Origin of the sequence: Catenuloplanes niger, assembly GCF_031458255.1 — a bacterium.
Classification (GTDB): Bacteria; Actinomycetota; Actinomycetes; order Mycobacteriales; family Micromonosporaceae; genus Catenuloplanes; species Catenuloplanes niger.
In genome coordinates this window covers 1,245,742-1,263,663 of the sequence record NZ_JAVDYC010000001.1, presented here as the reverse complement: position 1 = coordinate 1,263,663, position 17,922 = coordinate 1,245,742, and the positions used below count along the sequence as shown (strand labels likewise).

Below are 17,922 nucleotides of genomic sequence, written 5' to 3'. Positions count from 1 at the left end.
ATGTGCGCACCGTGGGACACCGCGTGCCTGATGCTGACCGCAGGGGGCGGACTGTTCGGCCCGGTGGCGCAGTTAATCGTCACCGCCGAGCAGTTCTTGATCGATCTGTCGGCGAGCTGGTGGGTGCTGGTCCCGTCCCTGAAGCTGTTCCCGGCGGGCGCATCCGGTTCGGGTGATGCCCCGATCGAGGCCGTCGCGAACCTGCGCGGGCTGCTGCTGCCGCTGACCGCGGCGGTGGCGGTCGGCGGGGTGCTGTGGAACAGCCTCCTGCTGGTCCTGACACGCAAGCCGGCCCCGCTGGTCAATGTCCTGCGCGGGTTGTGGAACACCGCGTTGTGGTCGGTAGCCGGGCTGTTCGGGACGAATCTGCTGCTGCACGGCGCGGACCTGTTCGCCTCCTACGTGATCATGTCGGCGTTGGAGAGCGTCGGTGATCAGAGTTTCGCACGCCGGATGTCGATCCTGGTCGTACCACAGGGCACTGGTGGTCTTCCGACGTTGCTGGTCATCGTGATCGCCGGGATCGCGACGGTGTGCGCGCTGGTCCAGGCGGTGCTGATGCCGTTCCGGGACGTGTCGGTGCTGCTGCTCGCGCCCGCGATGCCACTCGCCGCGGCGGGGAGCTTCACCGGCGCGACGAGCGGCTGGCTGCGCAAGGTCCTGGCCTGGCAGCTCGCGTTGATCTTCTACAAGCCGGCGGCCGCCCTGGTATACGCATCGGCGATCTGGTTGCAGGGCGACGACACCGCCGACGACCCGCGGGTGCTGCTGATGGGCGTCGCGTTGATGATCGTGGCGCTGGTGGCGTTGCCGGCGCTGCTGCGGCTGTTCACCTGGACGGTCGGGAGCTTGCAGTCCGGCGGTGGTGGTTTCGCCAGCGCGTTCTCGGCGGGCGCGGCGGGTCTGCACGCGGCGGCGTCGCTGCGGGACCTCGCCGGTGCCCGTAGCGACCGGTCCCGCTACGACTCCCCGCCGCCGGCCGACACCGGGAACGGCCCGCGCCCGGACGGCGGGCCGGGAGGTCCGCGTCCGCCGTCGTTCACCGGCGGCCCGGGACCGGGAACCGGCGGGCCACGATCGGGAACGCCAGCCGGGACAGGATCGGGAACCAGCGCCGGGACGGGAACAGCCGCCGGGACGACCGCAGGAACAGCCGCGGCCGCCGGGCCCGCAGCACCGGTGGTGATCGGGACGACCGTGGCAGCCGCAGCAGCCGCCAAGGCCGCGCAGGGCGCGTCCCGCGCCGCCGCTGATGCCGCCGACACCTCGACCGAAGGTGGATGAGCATGGCCGGCGAGGAAGAGCGTCGTGTGTACGGCGGTTGGCGGCGCGCGCGCGGTATGGGCTTGCTCGGCCTCGGCCCCGGCCAGACGCTGGTCGTGGTGGCCACGGTTACCGTGCTCGCGGCGGCCGGCGCGGTCAGCAGCACTCTGCTGCTGGCGGCGCTGGTTCCGGCCGGACTGCTGCTGGCCGTGACGGTGCCACGCTGGGACGATGTCCCGCTCGGCGCCGGCCTGGTGCGCCGTGCCCGGTGGTCGTGGGGCGTGACGCGCGGATACAGCACCTACCGCTCCGGTGTGTGGGCCGCTCACCCGCACGCCTGGGAGTTGCCCGGCGTGCTCGCCACCACCGACCTCCTCGCCGCACCCAGCGCGCGGGGAAGCACGTTCGGGGTGGTGCGGGATCGCCGGTCGGGGAGGTTGACGGCGACGCTACGGGTTGCCGCGTCTTCGACGTGGCTGGCCGAGCCGGAGCAGGCGGAGGCGTGGGTGGCGAACTGGGGGAGCTGGCTGTCCAGCCTCGGCTACCAGCCGGCAGTCCGGTGGATCGCCGTGACCGTGCGGACCGGCCCGGGATCCGGCCGTCGCCTGGCCGCCTACGTCACCGGCCGGACCGCACCCGGCGCCCCACCGTCGGCCCGCCGGCTGCTGCAGCACCTCGTCGATGACGCGGCCGGCAACGACGCCGAGGTAGAGACACACGTGTCCGTCACCATCGACCCGGCCCGTGTCCGCCCGCGCCCGCAGACGACCGCGGACGCGCTCGCTGACACCGACCGGCTGCTGGCCGGCCTGGAGGACTCCCTCGCCGCCTGCGGCCTGACCGTCCTGGGCCGCGCCGACGCGCCCCGGCTCGCCGCCACCGTCCGCGCCGCCTACGACCCGTCCACCACCCTCGACACCATCCTGACCGACACACCACAAGATCAAGAAATTGATTGGGGTACGGCCGGGCCGGTCGCCGCTGAGGAGGAGTACGGCTGCTACCGCCACGACGGCGGATGGTCGGTGTCCTGGGCGTGGCATGAAGCGCCCCGGACCGAGGTCCACGCGGAGGTCCTCGCCCGGCTGCTGGCTCCCGGCCCGTACCCGCTGCGGGTGTCGTTGCTCTATCGGCCGGTCCCGGCCGGGGACGCGGCCCGCTTGGTGGAGCAGGAGGTCAACGCGGCCGTGTTCCGGGACGCGATGCGGCAGGTGTCCCGCCGGGACGAGAACGCCCGGGAACGCGCCGACCGCTCCCGCGCGCTACGCACCGCCCGGGAAGAAGCAGCCGGCGCCGGTGTCGGGATGATGTCGCTGTTCGTCACCGTCACCGTCACCGACCGGGACCACCTCCCGGCGGCGGTCGCGGACGTCGAGACGCGCGCGGAGTCGGCCCGGATCCGGTTGCGGCGGATGTGGGCGAGTCAGGCGGCCGGGTTCACGGTCACGCTGCCGTGCGGGATCTGCCCGACCCAGCTCGCCCAGGTGTGGCCGCGATGACCGCCCCCAGCTGGGGCTGGCGCTCACCCGGCGCCGGACGCGCATCGCACGTGGACGCGGTCGTCGAGTTCCAGGGCACGACGGTGCAGCTGGCCGGCCTGTATCCGTTCATGGCCGGGTCGGGCGCGCCGCAGTTGGGGGTGCCGATCGGTCGGCACCTGCTGTGGGGCGAGACCGTGTGCCTCGACCCGCTCGCATGGTTGCGGACCGGGCTGGTGACGAACCCGGGGATGTTCCTGCTCGGCCAGCCCGGCGCCGGGAAAAGCGCACTCGCCAAACGGATGATCACCGGGATGGCCGGGTTCGGTGCCCGGGTGCTGATCCTCGGCGACACCAAACCCGACTACACGCGGCTCGTGCAATACCTCGGCGGGCAGGTCATCCGGGTCGGCCGGGGCCTGGACCGGATCAACCCCCTCGACGCCGGCCCGCTCGGCGCCGCGCTGGACAGGTTGCCGCAGCGGGAAGCGGACCGGCTACGGCTGGAGGTCCGCGGCCGACGCCTGGCGCTGCTGCTCGCGCTCGCCACGCTCGTGCGCGGCGCCCGCATCGTCAACGCCGAGGAGGTGCTGCTCGGCCGGGCCGTCGACCTGCTCGACACCCGCCTCACCCGGCAACCAACCGTCCCCGACGTTCTCGCAGTGCTGCGCGACGGCCCGGACGAGGTGCGACTCGGTACCGATCATGACCGGCAGGCCGCAGACCTGGTGGCGACTTTGACGCTGCTGTGTGACGGGTCGCTGCGCGGCGTCCTGGACGGGCCGACCAGCACCCCGATCGACCTCGATGCACCCGCCGTCAGCGTCGACATCTCCCAAACTGCGGCTGCCGGCGACCAGCTCGTCGCGATCGCCATGCTGTGCACGTGGGCGTACGCGTTCGGTGTCGTGGACGCGGCGGCTGCGCTCGCCGCCCACGGTCTCGGTCCGCGCCGGCAGTTCTTCGGCGTGATGGACGAACTGTGGCGGGCCTTGCGCGGCGCACCCGGCCTGGTCGACCACGCGGACGCTCTGACCCGGCTGTCGCGGCCGCTCGGCATGGGCACCCTGATGATCACCCACAGTCTTGACGACCTCGACGCCCTGCCCACCGATGAGGACCGCGCCAAAGCCCGCGGTTTCTTCGAGCGCGCCTCGATCAAGATCTTGGCCGCGCTTCCGGGCCGCGAGCTCGACCGGATCAGCGCGGTGGTGCGGCTTTCGGCGGCGGAACGGCAGCTGGTCTCCTCGTGGGCCGCGCCCGAGGCACTGTTTCCCGGCCGGGTGCATCCCGGACGCGGTAGGTATCTGGTCAAGACCGGTGAAGGGCCGGGTCTGCCGGTTGGGATGCGGCTCGTCGGCGACGAGCCGGACCTCTACGACACCGACACGGCGGTACAACCGTGAGCAGTTTCGGCCCGCGCCCGGTCACTCCCCGGTCCACCGCCGGCACCGTGCCGCTGACCCCGTTCGTCATCCTCGGCGCATTCTGGGCCGCGATCGTGCTCGCCTGGCTGGCATGGGCGGCAGGCCGGCTGACGGCCTCCTTCAGCGGCCGTCCGGCGGGACCGGCGTTCGGACAGGAATTCGTCGTCGCGGTGGCGCGCGGACGGTGGGAAGCGGCGTTTCCGGGCCTCAGCGGGCTCGTGGTCGCGACAGTCTTCGTCATGCTGGTGGCGGTTGTGGTGATGCCGGTGCTGGGCGGGTGGATGTGGTGGCAGGCCCGGCGAGGGAACGCCGACGACCCGCTGCCGTCACTCGCCCGAACCGGCGAGGTAGCCGGGCTGGCACCTGCCGGCGCGGAGGCGCGCGCGAGAACTCTGCGCCCGGGGCTGGCCGGGCAGCCGCTGCGGCCGGCGGATGTCGGTCTCCCGCTCGGTGTCCTCCAGCTCCCGGGCGGTCGGCGCGGGCCGTTGCTGCGCGCGTCGTGGGAGGACGGGATCCTGGCCGTGATGGGGCCGCGGGCGATGAAGACCACCGCGATCGCCGTCCCGCAGATCCTCGGCGCGCCCGGCCCGGTCCTGGCCACCTCCAACCGCGCGGACATCTGGGCCACCACCCACCACCGCCGCGCCCAGGCCGGCACGGTGTGGCTGTTCGACCCGCAAGCGATCACCCGTACCGGCCAGAACTGGTGGTGGGATCCGCTCGCCGCGGTCAGCACGGTCGAGGACGCGGCCCGGATGGCGTCGCACTTCATCCAGCCGATGCGCCGCGACCGCGGCGAAGACTTCTGGCTCCTCGCCGCCGAAGACCTCCTCGCCAGCCTCCTCCTCGCCGCCGCCACCTCCCGATCCGGGATGAACGACGTGCAGACCTGGCTCGCGGACGCCACCGACGACGAACCCGTCGGGCTGCTCTTCGACCATGGCTACCCGCAAACCGCCCGTGCGCTGCGCGGCAGGCAGAACGGCGCGGCAGAAACTCGGGACGGCATTTACGAGACCGCCCGCACCGCCGCCCGATGCCTCCAAGACCCCCGCGTCATGAACTGGGTCACCACACCCGACGAGCCACTACCGCAGTTCGACCCGGACGCGTTCCCGGTCTCCACCGACACGATCTATCTGCTGTCCAAGGACGGGGCCGGGTCGTCCGGGCCGCTCGTCGCGGCGCTGACCGACCAGATCATGCGCTACGCCGTCCGTCGCGCCGAAGGTCTTGGTGGGCGGCTTGATCCGCCGATGCTGTGCATGCTCGACGAAGCCGCGAACATCTGCCCGCTCGCCGACCTGCCACAGCTGTACTCCCACTTCGGCGGACGCGGTATCAACCTCGTCACCATCCTGCAGACCTACCAGCAAGGCACCACCGTCTGGGGCGACCGCGGCATGGCCACCCTGTGGGGAGCGGCCACCATCAAGCTCGTCGGTGCTGGCGCCGACGACCCCCGTTTCGCCGCCGATATCTCCACCCTCATCGGCGAACACGACGTCGCTACCCTCTCCCTCACCCGCGACGCCACCGGCCACACCTCCCGGCAGATATCGGTGCGCCGGCAGCGGATCTTTGGTCCAGAGGACATCCGCGCGATCCGGCGCGGGCAGGCGATCCTCTTCGCGACCGGTATCCGGGCCGCGCTCCTCGACCTTCAGCCCTGGTTTCGAGGCCCGGACGCCGCCGCACTCCGTATCGACACTGCGGCGGCCATCTCTGCCATCTCAGATGCCGCCGACCGCGAACGTTTGCAAGCAACGATCACCGAAGCCGACCGGCACGCCACTGCGCGCTGGACCACCGAGGAGCGACGATGAGCCAGCCGACACCTGAGCGGCTCGTTGCCGTGCACGAGGATGCGGCGGCTTTCTACCGCGACCAGCTCTCGGCCGCGCTGTCGGCCCTGCGGTACCTCAACAGCCGCGGCATCATCGCCGCGACCGCCCACCAACCACCCTGGACGCTCGGCTACGCACCCCGCAGCTGGACCGCAGTCCACGACCATCTCCGCGACCTCGGCTACACCGACGCCGAGCTCCTCACTGCCGGCCTCGTCACCACCTCGCGGGCCGGCGGCCTCATCGACGTCTTCCGCGAACGCGTCATGTTCCCCGTCCGCCGGGCCACGGATGGTGCCGTTATCGCGTTCACCGGCCGTGACGTCTCCGACTGGCCCGGCGCACCCAAATACCGCAACACTGCCACCACCCCCATCTACCGCAAACGCGACCACCTCCACGGCCTCGCCGAAATCGCCGCTCGCGCCGTCCCGCCGAAGGCGGTGCTGCTGGTCGAAGGCCCTGCCGACGTCGTCGCCACCGCGCGGCTCTCCCTCGACGGCGGCCAGTGCGCGGCGGTCGCACCCTGCGGCACCGCCCTGACCTCCCAGCAGATCACCGCACTGACCACCGCAGTCCCGGCCGGCACACCGCTTGTCGTCGTGCTCGACGCCGACGCAGCCGGACGTGCCGCCGCTGACCGCGCCTACCCGCTCCTACGCGACTGGCCCGGACCGCTGGAGACCGTCCTGCTTCCCGCCGGCACCGATCCCGCCGGACTCGTCGTCCGCGGGCGCGAGGCAGCCGAACACTATCTGCAGACCCGGCGCCTTCCGCTGGCCGAGCATCTTGTTGCGCAACGCGTAGCGCAGCACCGCATCGATGAGGTACCCGGGAGCGTCGCCGCGCTTCGCGATGTCGCACCGCTGCTGGCCGACATCGCCGCCCACGACACCGAGCGTGCCACCCGCCTGTGCACCGACCTTGCCGAACAGCTCCACCTCGACCCGCTGACCGTTCTCGAGGCGCTCTACCCCCGACCAGATGAGCCACCACCTCGGCCCCCGCCGCTGCCGCACAGCCGCGAGTCGATCCCGATCCGCGCTCCACGATTCCCGGACCCGACTGCCACCGGGCAGGAATACGCCGTTCACTGCCCACCGGACGGCGCCGCAGCCGCTGCCGCTCACCACGACCCGCACACCGGCCGGGTGGCCTGGGCGTTCGCCGAAGGACTCACCGACTCCCCAGGCGACCGTGTCGCCGCGCGCATCGCCGCCGAAGTCGCCGCCCGCACCGCCCCGACCGTCGGCGCGCATGCTGCCATCACACTCGCCCGCACCGCCATCAACACCCGATTCAGCGGCCCAGGTACTGGCAACGGCGACGCCTCCATCGCGGTCATCGTCAGCCCCACACCAGGCCGCCCCGGCCGACTCACGATGGCATGGGCAGGCGACATCACCGCATTCGGCGCCGACACGACCTGGTCCACCCCGCTGACTGCGAACGGCCCTGTTGCCGGCTCATCGGTCCGCGGCGGGCCGATCACCATCAACTACATCGACCGGCCGATCACCCGACTCCTCCTGGTCGGAAAGGCGCGCGCGTCATGGTCGCCGGAGACCCTCCGCGACGTCGTCGAGGGGCGACGCCCTCAGCAGATGATCGAACGGCTCCTGGACCTGATGCCGGCCAACGCGCTCGCCATCCGCTTCAGAGCCACCGCGGCCCGGACCGCCGCACAGAGCTCCACGGTCCCGGCCCACCAGACCGAGACCCTTCCAGCGGCAGGGTCGGCCGATCGACGAGCCCTGAGCCGCGCACCCAGCGCGCCGCCTGTCCAGCGATACAAACGCAGGTAATCGCCCTTCCTTGGTGTTGTTTGGAGCTTCAGCGCCAGATGCCTCCGAACTCCGGGCTCGCGTTATGCGGCAGGCCGCAGCCAGGCGCAGCAGGCGCGAACCCGGCGTAGTTCCGAACGCCCGAACAACAGGCCGAAGGCGGTCGGCCTGATCTTGATGCCGGACGGTGACCGATCAAAGCCTCAGCTCATTGAATGTCCATCACGATCGGCCGGTGCGCACACACCGTGCAGGTGAGCAGATACATCACGCCGGTGCGCCCGACGATCACGCCCGACGGCTCCTGCGCGAGCGAAGCATCTGGATATGCCCCATGCGGCCGATCGGCGCCCGTCTCCTCCAACGGGACCCATCGCCGCCACGACAGAGCGTCGTGCTCCCAACTGGCGATGCTGAGCAGGTGTGTCATCGGGGTGCCGCACACGCACTCGGGGTAGAACGGCCCGTTGTGCCACTGCGCCCAGCCACCGGCCTTCGTCCCCGGCGCGGCGCCGAGATGAGACGAGTAATGCCAGCCCTGCGGCTCCGCCCACGCGTCCACCCGCTCGACGAGGTCATCGTCGAGCTCGAGTTCCCCGGGGAATTCCCGGACCCGCTCCGGGTTCAGGACGCAGGGCCGGGGCAGGAAGTCGTCGTACACCCAGCCGTCCGGCTCGGGCGCCGGTAGGCCAGGTGAGCGTTCGCGCACGGAGGCCGCGGACCGCCAGCGGAACAGCGGCTCCGGCCGGTACAGCTCATGTAGCGTCGGGCACCAGAGCAGCTGGAACACGTCCGTGCCGGCCGGGAACGGCAACTCCGGCACATCGCGCGCGAACACCTGGAGCACGGACACCATCGGAACCGGCTTGTCGTGCTCGTCGGTGGCCGAGCAGACCGGCCAAGGCTCCTCGACAGGCCAGAGCAGCGGACCACCCATCGAGCTCTCATCCGCCCCGGGCTCGCCCCGCCGCGGATGCAGTCGCACCGTCGTGCGCGCCAGCCCCACCAGCTCGGGGAACTCCGCCTCGATGGCGAGCAGAAGCGGAGGCGTCGTCAACGTCATGGCGGCACGGTAGCGTCCACCTACGACACCTCTGCTCAGCGGAGCGAGCGCCGAGAACGAGCGCTTGAGGGTGCGTGGTGAGTAGCGGTGGGGCCGGAAGAGCCGCGACTGCCCGGCGCCTCGGATCAGATGGTGTAGGGCCGCCTGCCGGACGGCTTCACGCCGGTCGAGGCCATTCTGCTCCGTGTTCCCGCCGGACGAGCGGTACACCGACGACGCGGTCGCGGAGCTGGCGGCCGCACTGCGTCTGCCGGACCTGCCGCGGTCGGACGGGCCGTGCACGGCGGACGCGGTGGTCGTGCCGTGGTTCACGCCGCACGACGCGACCGGCGCGTGGGTACGGCCTGGGCGCCAGCCGACGGCTGCGGCAGACCGCGGATGGAGGTACGTAAGGCGATGGGCGCACTGCCGCTGTGACGGCAGCAAATGATCAAATGATTCGGAAAGTGAGCAGGCCATCGTGGTGATCGGCGCAGGCGTCGCCGGCCTGGTGGCGGCCGTGCGATTGCGGGAAGCGGGCCGGCCGGTGTTGGTGCCGGGGGTGCGGGACCGGGTCGGCGGGAAGCTGCTGACCGAGACTGTGGACGGCGTGCGGCTGGAGATCGACGGCCAGTGGGTGCCCCGCTGGAAGCCCTGCGCGCACTCAAACGCCGGCTCTCCGACGTCGTCTACCGGCAGATGATCGCCGATGCCAAACACGCGGATGCGACCGTCGAACGGCGCGTCAGTACGAGCGCGCCACTACCGGTGAGGGCGCCGACTCCGCCCGCGAGCGCTCCGGCCCCGTCCCCCCACGACGCATCTGCCATGTAGGCAAAGTAGCTAATTCTGCAGGCGGGGCGGGTTAGGCGTTCCACCAGTTTTCGGGTGCGGGTTCGGTGGGGTGGTTTCCGGGTGGGTCGTGTTTGCCGGGGCGGTGGCTGTCGGGCTGGCGGCAGGTGCGGAATGGTCCGTCGGTGCTGAGCAGGATCGGTAGGTGGTGGTCGAGGTCGAGCCACCAGGCCGGTTTCGCGGCGGGTTCCCAGCGGGCGGCTTCCCAGGTGTTCCAGAGCAGGGTGAGGCGGGCGATCGCTTCGGCGTGGTCCCACCAGCGTGGACACCAGCGGACGCGGGTGTTGTCGACTGTGCGGTGCAGGAACATGGGCGCGAAGTAGCCCGCGACCCAGCTCTCGACATCGGCGTACAACGGCGTACCCGGATCCGCCTCCGGCACCCCGGGCCCGACAGGCAGCGCATCCGGGTCACTCATCGCGTGCGCCTTGCGCTCTGGCCGAGGTGGCTGGCGAGTCCCTGCCCGTTCGCCGGACGGAGCGACGCCACATGGCCGGGGAGGACACCGGTGTGGTGCAGGCCGCTCGGGTACCACTCCTGTGCCACCTGCGGCGGAACCCGCTGCCCGACATCCGGGCTCGCCGCCTGGGCAGCTACGTCCGGCTGCGGCGGCGCGGCGGCACGGTGTGCGTTCAGCATCCAGCGCAGATGCTCCGCTGCAGCACGTCCGGCCACACCAAGCCGTTGAAGGTCGCGGTAGACATCTTCGGACAAGCCGTCGGCCAGACGCGCCCGCTCGGCGACGATCGCAGCGTCGAGGTCCTCCGGGCTGACCGTGGTGCAGGTGCCGGGGGTAATGGCGGCCGAGCGGCGACCTTCGTGTGCGCGCATTACCGGCGTGTGGGCCATCGCCTCGACAGCCTCCCGCATCGCCTGCGGCCGCGGCATCCCGTTCGCGACGGCGTCGTCGTACCCGCGCATCGGTCTGGGGTAGAACTGTCGTAGCCGGTCCTCGACCAGCGAGGCGACGCCGCGTGCCTCCGTGAACTGTGGCTCGCGGAGCCTGGCTGCCCGCCACACCACGGCGAGGTCATACAGGTCGGCGTCGGCCAGCCACCTGTCGTCGAGGCCCTGGGCGATGAGCCGCCGGTCGTGCCGCGCGGCGCGGCGCGCCTCGACTTCCGGCGAGGTCGGGCTCGGCCGCCCCGTGCCTTCGGCGGCCGGCGGTCCGCCTTGCCGTTCGCGGCGGCGTTCGTTCTGGGCCTCGCGCCACTGCCTGCGGCGGATCTCCACGGCGGCGAGGCGCGCGGCGGCCTCGCCGAGGGTGGCGAGGACGGCGAGGCTTTGGCCGAGGCGTTGACCGGTGTCGGCGAGAAAGTCCGGGTGCTGGTCTGGGCCGATGCTGTCCACCGGTGCCTCCCCGTGCTGGTCCGCGTCAGGTGCTGCGCCCCGGCGCGTCTGTTGCCGTCGGGTCGTGGCGACGGTCGCGTCCGGGGGTTAGCGGCCGGGTTGTTCCTCCAGGTCCGCGAGTTTGTGCGGCGGCGCGCAGCAGTCGTGCCGCCTGCCGGGCGTCGCGGGCGTGGTGGAGCTGACGGCTGGCGTCGCGAAGGTCGGCGATGGCGTCGGCGAGGTGGGCAAGCGCAAGCAGTAGCTGGAGGACGGCTGCGGTGTTGCGGTCATCGCCGAGCTGTCCGGTCAGATGCAGCAACCGGGCCAAACCCCGAAGATGACCGCTGGTACGGGCCGGAGGGCTTCGTTGCGGCCGCGCGGCGCGGTCGAGGGCGTCCGCGGCGCGGGACAGGAGTCGGCGGCGCGCGCGGCCGGGGACCTGCCGTGCGGCGACGAACAGCAGATCACACGCTCCGGTATCCGCGAGCCCGGTAGACGCGACCTTGTGGATGGCCTGGTCGATGAGTGCACGTGGATCGGCGGGCGAAGGGGTGGGTGGGGTGTCGTCCCAGCGGGCGCGCAGGCGGGGGAGGGTGAGGTCGGTCGCGAGCCGGCCGCCGCCGTACCAAATCGGATTGGGTCGGTTGATCGCGATGCTGTAGCCGGTGACCTCGCCGGGCCGCACGCTGCTCAGCCGCGGGCGGACGAGCAGGCCCGCCTCGCGCAGCAGCGCGAAAAATTCGTCTGTGCCGGCTGCGGCCGCCGCACCGAAGCGGGCCTCGCCGCGCAGCACGTCCCGATCGGTCTCGGTCCGGCCGAGCCTGCGCGCCTTGTGCAACTCCGCAGCCCGCGGCCGCCGGTGGGCGGACGCTGCGGGGCCGACCTGGTAGAGGCCGTAGCGCTCTTCGAGATCGCGGCAGGCGGCCTGGGCGCGCCAGCGGTCATTGCGTGCCCAGTCGGTCCGGCGGTCCTGCCGGACCAGGGTGGCCACGATGTGGATGTGGTCCGTGCCGTGCCGCATCGCGATCCACCGCACCGCGCCCGCATCGGCGTGCGGGGCGAGACCGATCTGCGACATCGCCTCGGCGTCGATCCGGCCCCACTGCGCGTCGCTGAGCTGCCGATCGGACGGGTGGGTGCGCAGGGAGCAGTGCCAGACCGGCTTCGCCGGCGGGTTCCGGCCGCTGCGTACCGGCTGCTCCAGGACATCGACAAGCCCGCGGAAGTCCCGCCGGCCGCCGAGGCCGGCGGCGGGTTCGAGGGCGGAGAGCGGGCCGGCGCCGTCCCAGGCTGCAACCAGTCGCGGGTTGACGTGCTCTTCTCGCCGGCCAGGCCCGTACAGGTAGCGCAGCAGACCACCGACTCGCTTGCCACGGACGATGTTCGGGATCACCGCAGCCGGCGGTCGACCAGCGCGATCACCGCGTCGATGCGCTCCATCCGCCGCTCACACAACACCGCAGCGGTGACCAGCCACTCCGGCGCCTGACCGGTCGCGTTGAATGCGGCCACTGCCTGGTTCAAGTTTGTGCCGATCCTGCCTACTGCGGTCCGGGCCGCGTACAGCTCGGCTTGGAAGTCAGCCAGCACCTCCCGCAGCGGATCCAGCGACGCGGCCTCCACCTGACGGGCATGCGCGAGGGCTGCCTCGGCGCAGAAGCCGGTGGCCGTCATTGCGACCTGTGCAGCGGCCTGCTGAATTTTCGCCAGTTCGTCGGCGCTGAAGCGAGGCGTCAGCCGATGCTCGCGGCCCGGCCGCTGATGCTGGCGATCGCGGCCGCGGTCGTCATCAGCGGGAGGCGGCATGGCGTTCGGCATGCGCGCAGCCTCGATGCCGGCCGTTGCGGAAGGCGTTAGCGCACCCAACCAGCCTCGCCCGCCGCAGGCTGACGAATCACTCGAGTCTCGACCGCGCTCGGTCGAGATCCGGCAGCCGGACGCATAGCTTGCTCCCGCACCCGGGCCGTCCGGTTAGCCGCTGTTCGATCTTGATGTTGGTCCTCGGCCTGACATGCTGTCGGGTGTGCAGTCCGCCTGGTTGAACAAAGACGATCATTTCGCTCCGGGTAGGGAACTCTTCCGCTCCGAGCGGGACTTCTCCGTCTGGGCGTACACGGTGAGCCACGGCCAGCTTCTCCTGCGGTCCGGATGGCCCTCCGACGCCGGCGCCCATCCGACGCGGATCGACCTTCTCTTCAAGCCCGTTCAGGCGGTGAAATCGCGGATGAACCACTCCGGGTTGGTGGTGCGCTGCGCCACCGACGAGGAACACGAGCGCATCATCCGCGACAGCGGCCTCAAGCCGGTCGCGGTGCGGGTCTTCGTCATCGAGTCCGGGGACGCGCTGGACTATGTCGTGTCCGGTGCCGTCGGCTGGCAGGAAGACGACCAGGCCGCCAACGCACCGAGCGCTCTGGCGTTCTTCGCGCCGGCCACCGACCCGACCCGGATCCTCCCCACCGACGTGGACGTGCCCTGGAGCAGCACTCAGGCGGCGCAACTGCCCGAGTGAACAGAGATCGCGGACGCAGCCGGTGGTTCACGGAGTCGCCTTTGCCCGATGGCGACCGGACCTGGGTGCTGTCGAAGATGTGAGGCACCAACGCCGAACCGGCGCCTGGTGACGGCTACGCCCACCGGGCCCTGACCGGACGACTGGCCATCCCGTCGCAGGCCGGCCGGAGCCGACCTGCTAACCCGGCTGCGTGAGCGTGACCGCACCACAGGGTTCGGTGCCTCACAGAGTCGGAGATCGGTCGATGGCTGCACGCACGCGGATCACTGGCCCAGCGGACGGGAGTGCTCCACCGCCCGATACCCGGACCCTGCGGCAGGTGGCGCGGGCTGAGCAGCAGCGGATCACCGCCGACGCGGACATGGACCGGCGGGCCCGGGAGTCCCGGCTGGCGCTCGAACTCCGCCAGGAACGGCGGGCCGCCGCACGACGCGAGCGCCTGGAGCGCGTGGCCGAGCGCCGGACACGGGCCGAACAGCGGCGGACACGCCGCCGTGCAGTGTGGCGGCGGATGCCGCGGCTGGCGGAACGAGCCCTGTTCGTGCTGCCGATCTTGTTCCCGATGGCGGTGGCGTGGGTCGGGCAGATCCAGTTCGCGATGCAGGTAATGGGCTGGCCGCTCGCCGGCGCCGTGGTGTTCGCGGCCGGGTTCGAGCTCTCGACCGCCTACGTCGCCCGGCTGGACTGGCGGTCACGCGCTGCCGGCGACAGCGGGATGCTGTTCCGGGCGGCGACATGGGCATTCGCAGCGGGCGCGGCGGTGATGAACTACTGGCATGCGGCCGGGCCAGGGCTTGCCCCGACAGGGGAGGCCGTGTCGTACGGGCTGATGTCGGTGACCGGCGTGACGCTGTGGGAGTTGTGGTCGATCTACCGGCATCGTACGGCGATGCGGGCGGAAGGGCGGCTGCCGGCGACCAGGCCGCGGTTCGGTGCGGCCCGGTGGATGTGGTTCGGCGGGATGACCTACCTGTCGTGGCTGATCGCGTTACGCGACGGACACACCACGACCGAAGCCGCATGGCGTGCAGCGTTTACGGCCGTGGAGCGCTTCGGGTCGGTGCGCGCGGCCCGGAGGGCGGTCGGCTCTGATGCACCGATAGGTGACATCTGAGATGGCTTGCCATGACGGCGGGCTGGAAGGATGTTGCTGTGCCCAAGCCCTACCCCCGTGAGTTCCGCGATGACGTCGTGCGGGTCGCCCGTGACAGGGACCCCGGCGTGACGGTCGAGCAGATCGCGAAGGACTTCGGGGTCCACCCGATGACGTTGTTCAAGTGGCTGCGCCAGGCCGGCATCGAGGAAGGCGCCCAGCCCGGTGCGAGCCGCAGCGACTCGGTCGAGCTGCGTGAGGCCCGTAAGCGGATCAAGCTTCTCGAACAGGAGAACGAGGTCCTGCGCCGAGCCGCAGCATATTTGTCGCAGGCGAACCTGCCGGGAAAAGGCTCTACCCGCTCGTGAACGAGCTCGCCGACGACGGGATCCCCATCGCGGTCACGTGCCGGGTGCTGAACATCGCTCGACAGCCCTACTACCGGTGGCGTGCCCGCCCGGTCACCGACGCCGAACTGGCCGAGGCCTACCGGGCGGACGCGTTGTTCGACGCTCACCGTGACGACCCGGAGTTCGGCTACCGGTTCCTGGCCGACGAAGCCCGTGCCGCAGGCCAGGCGATGACCGAGCGTACTGCCTGGAAGATCTGTTCCGGCATGGGCTGGTTCAGCACGTGCAGCCGCAAGCGGCGGCGAGGAAAGGGCGGGAGGCCGGGCCCGCCGGTCCACGACGACCTGGTCAAACGCGATTTCACCGCGAGCGGCCCGAACCGGTTGTGGCTGGCCGACATCACCGAACACCGCACCGGTGAGGGCAAGCTCTACCTGTGCGCGATCAAGGACGTATGGTCCAACCGGATCGTCGGCTACTCCATCGACTCACGGATGAAGTCGAGGCTGGCGGTCAACGCCTTGCGCAATGCGGTCACCCGGCGCGGTGACGTGGCCGGTTGCGTGCTGCACACCGACCGTGGGTCGCAGTTTCGTAGCCGGAAGCTTGTCGGTGAACTGCACCGTCACGACATGATCGGATCGATGGGCAGAGTCGGTGCCGCCGGCGACAACGCCGCGATGGAGTCGTTCTTCGGCCTGCTGCAGAACAACGTCCTCGACCGCCGGACCTGGCCCACCCGGCAGGCGTTGAGGACCGCGATCGTGACCTGGATCGAACGGACCTACCACCGCCGCCGACGCCAACGAAGCCTGTCCCGGTTGACCCCTATCGAGTACGAGACCATCATGACCCCACCGGCCAGTCAGGCCGCGTGACTTGACCTGTCACCTATTGGTGCAGCAGACCCGTCCGCAAGGGCGTCGACATCATCAGCACACCGGCCGAGCCCCGGATTGCGCCCGAGTCACCCACGCCGCAGCCAGCCGGAGAGGGTCCGCCTCCCGAGGTCGCGGCTTCGGCCTCCCGGCGGCTGGCAGAGCAGCTTGCGCTCGGCTGGAGTCCGTCCCCACCAGCCGAGCAGACCCCTCCCGTCGTCGAGCGGACGGTGGAGCCGACGAGCCCGGTTGCGCTGGCCACGCAGATGGAGGCTTTCGCTCGGAAGCGGCTCGCCGCGGGCGAGAAGGTCACCGGTGCGGCGTTGGACCGCCACTTCGGCACCAACGACTACGGCAGGAAGGTATTGCGGCGCATCACAGCGGAGGCGCCTGCAGCTTCGGGGCGGGCGGCTTCACGGCGGCGTCGTTGAGGAACGGCCCGTACCAGGAGGAGGGAGCTTGCGACAGGTACGGGCCGTCCAGCGTTCCCGCACGACGGCGTGCGCAAGGTGACCCGATCGTGCCGCTCAACCCCGACGATCGCGAAACCTGCTGCACTTTACCGGCCGAGCGGCCCGCGCCGATCAACCTAATCGATTAAGAGTGCGGCCGTCACTGTCGTCGCCCGAACGGATTACGCAACCACAGGTGCGACACAGCCGCGGGCAGGACGCCGGCCAGCAGCATCAGCGGACTTCGACTCGATAGTTGACCTTGCCTTCGAGTTCGGTGAAGCCGAGTGATCGGTAGAAGGTGCGAGCTTCGCTGTCATGTTCGGTCTGCCACTCGATCCTGCTGCAGTCGGGGCGTTCCTCGGCGATCTTCTGAAGGTGGGTCATGAGTGCGGTTCCGGCGCCGAGTCGTCGTGCACTGGCCCGGACGAAGAGTTCCTTGAGGAACAGGGAGTGGGTGGAGCCGGCAGCCGGCCACAGGAACGAGTACGCGGCGAACCCAACGACGACGCCACCGCCTTCGACGAGTAGGCCGTACGCCAGCGGCGGCGTGCTGAAGAGTGCGTTCTCGACTTGCTGGAGGCGTTCGTCGAATGGCTGAATTACCGTTGCACCGTAGTGTCGTTCGACTTCTTCGATGAGCGTGGCGACGGTGGCAAGGTCGTGGGGTTCGGCGTCACGGACGACAAGTGCAGACATGTTTTCTCCGTTCAGGAGGGCAGGGCGAGGTGGACGCGCCCATCAACAGGGACTCAACCGCGGCCTGAGCTGCTCTACCCGCGAGTCAACTGAACCCGGGGTAGTCCCGTTCGACCGATCAATGATTCGATCATTCCGGGGTCAGAAGTCCCGCAGGCGTGGTCTGGAGCCGAAGATGGCTTCCGTGGCCGCGTTGGCGAGTCTGGCTTGTCTGTCGGCGGGGATTCCTATGCGATTCCAGTGGAAGATGACGTGCTCTTTGACTATGGCGCGGATCCCGCGGCTGAGTTTCCCGGTCTCCTCGAGTTGGCGGAGGGCCGTACCGGCGTCCTCGAATGTGGAATGCCAGTCACTTTGGTCGGCTGGAGTGCCGAGCAGCAGGTGGCGAACGTCGTCGGTGAACGTGTCCCAGCGGCGGTCGTGGGAGCCTGGCGGGCGGAAGGCGGCGACGCGGTGTTGGGCGGCGCGCGCCCATACGTCGCCTTGTTCGTTGAGGTCGAGTCCTGCGGCGCGCATGAGGGCGGCGCACAGGACGAGCGAGCGTTCCTGGCGGTCGGTGGGGTTGCTGTGGAGGTAGCTGAGGATGTGGCGGCTGTCGTGGTGGAACAGTGTGTGCGCGACGTTCATTGCGGCGCTGCCGCCGAAGGCGTGGGTCTCCGGTTCGTAGATGCCGGCGTGGCCGGGGAACTCGTCGGTGAGTAGGCGGCGGACCTGGTTGGCATGGTGTGCCTGGGTGGGTAGGTAGCGCACGCGCCAGGGTCCTTTGCGCATGAACCACCATGCACGGATGAGGTCGGCGTTCTCCGCTTCGGGAAGTACTCGTCGCAGGTGGGCGGCCGCATGTTGTTCGCGTTCCGGCCCGGTGTTGCCGGGATAGACGATGGTGGTCTGCCGCCAGTCGGTCTCGTCCACC

General features: G+C 70.7%; 16 protein-coding genes. 9 read left to right on the top strand and 7 right to left on the bottom strand.

What is annotated here, in order from left to right; genetic code table 11:
• From J2S44_RS05490 to J2S44_RS05470, 5 genes are all read left to right on the top strand, one after another.
• Window positions 1-1,284: a hypothetical protein gene (locus J2S44_RS05490; protein ID WP_310409536.1), complete on the top strand. Its 1,284-nt coding sequence runs from the start codon at window positions 1-3 to the stop codon at window positions 1,282-1,284.
• Between the two features lie 2 nt (window positions 1,285-1,286).
• Window positions 1,287-2,762 (top strand): SCO6880 family protein, encoded by a 1,476-nt coding sequence (locus tag J2S44_RS05485; RefSeq protein WP_310409535.1) that lies wholly within the window; start codon window positions 1,287-1,289, stop codon window positions 2,760-2,762.
• 83 nt (window positions 2,763-2,845) lie between these two features.
• Window positions 2,846-4,147, top strand: a complete 1,302-nt coding sequence (locus J2S44_RS05480; RefSeq protein ID WP_310409534.1) for a putative type IV secretion/conjugal transfer ATPase — start codon at window positions 2,846-2,848, stop codon at window positions 4,145-4,147.
• Complete coding sequence (locus J2S44_RS05475; protein WP_310409533.1) at window positions 4,144-5,994, top strand: type IV secretory system conjugative DNA transfer family protein; 1,851 nt, start codon at window positions 4,144-4,146, stop codon at window positions 5,992-5,994. Before J2S44_RS05480 ends, J2S44_RS05475 begins: the two co-directional genes overlap by 4 nt.
• A complete protein-coding gene (locus J2S44_RS05470) occupies window positions 5,991-7,820 on the top strand; it encodes a toprim domain-containing protein (RefSeq protein WP_310409531.1) in 1,830 nt (609 codons plus the stop codon). The genes J2S44_RS05475 and J2S44_RS05470 overlap by 4 nt, the downstream gene beginning before the upstream one ends.
• Window positions 7,821-8,007: 187 nt before the next feature.
• On the opposite strand, the gene J2S44_RS05465 is transcribed toward J2S44_RS05470, so the two are convergent.
• A complete protein-coding gene (locus J2S44_RS05465) occupies window positions 8,008-8,862 on the bottom strand; it encodes a hypothetical protein (protein ID WP_310409529.1) in 855 nt (284 codons plus the stop codon).
• A 460-nt stretch (window positions 8,863-9,322) separates the two neighbouring features.
• Between J2S44_RS05465 and J2S44_RS05460 the strand changes: the two genes are divergently transcribed.
• The gene (locus tag J2S44_RS05460; RefSeq protein WP_310409527.1) at window positions 9,323-9,544 is read left to right on the top strand and encodes an NAD(P)-binding protein; all 222 of its coding nucleotides are present in this window, start codon (window positions 9,323-9,325) and stop codon (window positions 9,542-9,544) included.
• Window positions 9,545-9,706: 162 nt separating this feature from the next.
• Here J2S44_RS05460 and J2S44_RS05455 read toward each other — a convergent pair whose 3' ends face one another.
• From J2S44_RS05455 to J2S44_RS05440, 4 genes are read right to left on the bottom strand one after another with little or no spacing between them, the layout of a single operon-like run.
• Entirely contained in the window at window positions 9,707-10,111 is a 405-nt protein-coding gene (locus J2S44_RS05455) for a DUF4913 domain-containing protein (RefSeq protein WP_310409526.1), read from the bottom strand.
• Window positions 10,108-11,043: a hypothetical protein gene (locus tag J2S44_RS05450; protein WP_310409525.1), complete on the bottom strand. Its 936-nt coding sequence runs from the start codon at window positions 11,041-11,043 to the stop codon at window positions 10,108-10,110. Before J2S44_RS05450 ends, J2S44_RS05455 begins: the two co-directional genes overlap by 4 nt.
• A gap of 25 nt (window positions 11,044-11,068) precedes the next feature.
• The gene (locus tag J2S44_RS05445) at window positions 11,069-12,415 is read right to left on the bottom strand and encodes a relaxase/mobilization nuclease domain-containing protein (protein ID WP_310409523.1); all 1,347 of its coding nucleotides are present in this window, start codon (window positions 12,413-12,415) and stop codon (window positions 11,069-11,071) included.
• Window positions 12,412-12,840: a hypothetical protein gene (locus J2S44_RS05440; protein ID WP_310409521.1), complete on the bottom strand. Its 429-nt coding sequence runs from the start codon at window positions 12,838-12,840 to the stop codon at window positions 12,412-12,414. Before J2S44_RS05440 ends, J2S44_RS05445 begins: the two co-directional genes overlap by 4 nt.
• 205 nt (window positions 12,841-13,045) lie before the next feature.
• Between J2S44_RS05440 and J2S44_RS05435 the strand changes: the two genes are divergently transcribed.
• The 3 genes from J2S44_RS05435 to J2S44_RS05425 all read left to right on the top strand — a co-directional run bounded on the left by J2S44_RS05435 (window position 13,046) and on the right by J2S44_RS05425 (window position 15,858).
• Window positions 13,046-13,534 (top strand): hypothetical protein, encoded by a 489-nt coding sequence (locus tag J2S44_RS05435; RefSeq protein WP_310409519.1) that lies wholly within the window; start codon window positions 13,046-13,048, stop codon window positions 13,532-13,534.
• A gap of 322 nt (window positions 13,535-13,856) precedes the next feature.
• Complete coding sequence (locus J2S44_RS05430; protein WP_310409518.1) at window positions 13,857-14,651, top strand: hypothetical protein; 795 nt, start codon at window positions 13,857-13,859, stop codon at window positions 14,649-14,651.
• 38 nt (window positions 14,652-14,689) lie between these two features.
• Window positions 14,690-15,858, top strand: a protein-coding gene (locus J2S44_RS05425) for an IS3 family transposase (protein WP_310409493.1) whose coding sequence is annotated in 2 segments (ribosomal slippage) — window positions 14,690-14,974 and window positions 14,977-15,858 — 1,167 coding nt in all. Because the reading frame shifts where the segments join, the coding sequence is not laid out codon by codon here.
• A 686-nt stretch (window positions 15,859-16,544) separates the two neighbouring features.
• Here the strand turns inward: J2S44_RS05425 and J2S44_RS05420 are convergent.
• Together J2S44_RS05420 and J2S44_RS05415 are read right to left on the bottom strand one after the other, a co-directional pair.
• The gene (locus J2S44_RS05420; protein WP_310409517.1) at window positions 16,545-17,009 is read right to left on the bottom strand and encodes a GNAT family N-acetyltransferase; all 465 of its coding nucleotides are present in this window, start codon (window positions 17,007-17,009) and stop codon (window positions 16,545-16,547) included.
• A 141-nt stretch (window positions 17,010-17,150) separates the two neighbouring features.
• Window positions 17,151-17,921 carry a thiopeptide-type bacteriocin biosynthesis protein gene (locus J2S44_RS05415; RefSeq protein WP_310409515.1) on the bottom strand — a complete coding sequence of 257 codons (771 nt, stop codon included), beginning with the start codon at window positions 17,919-17,921 and terminating at the stop codon, window positions 17,151-17,153.
• Window position 17,922: the final 1 nt, after the last annotated feature.

What these genes read in the sequence shown, in the direction of transcription:
- J2S44_RS05490 (WP_310409536.1), top strand. Translation starts at nt 1, where the DNA reads ATGTGCGCACCGTGGGACACCGCGTGCCTGATGCTGACCGCAGGGGGC.
- J2S44_RS05485 (WP_310409535.1), top strand. Translation starts at nt 1,287, where the DNA reads ATGGCCGGCGAGGAAGAGCGTCGTGTGTACGGCGGTTGGCGGCGCGCG.
- J2S44_RS05470 (WP_310409531.1), top strand. Translation starts at nt 5,991, where the DNA reads ATGAGCCAGCCGACACCTGAGCGGCTCGTTGCCGTGCACGAGGATGCG.
- J2S44_RS05465 (WP_310409529.1), bottom strand. Translation starts at nt 8,862, where the DNA reads ATGACGTTGACGACGCCTCCGCTTCTGCTCGCCATCGAGGCGGAGTTC.
- J2S44_RS05455 (WP_310409526.1), bottom strand. Translation starts at nt 10,111, where the DNA reads ATGAGTGACCCGGATGCGCTGCCTGTCGGGCCCGGGGTGCCGGAGGCG.
- J2S44_RS05440 (WP_310409521.1), bottom strand. Translation starts at nt 12,840, where the DNA reads ATGCCGAACGCCATGCCGCCTCCCGCTGATGACGACCGCGGCCGCGAT.
- J2S44_RS05420 (WP_310409517.1), bottom strand. Translation starts at nt 17,009, where the DNA reads ATGTCTGCACTTGTCGTCCGTGACGCCGAACCCCACGACCTTGCCACC.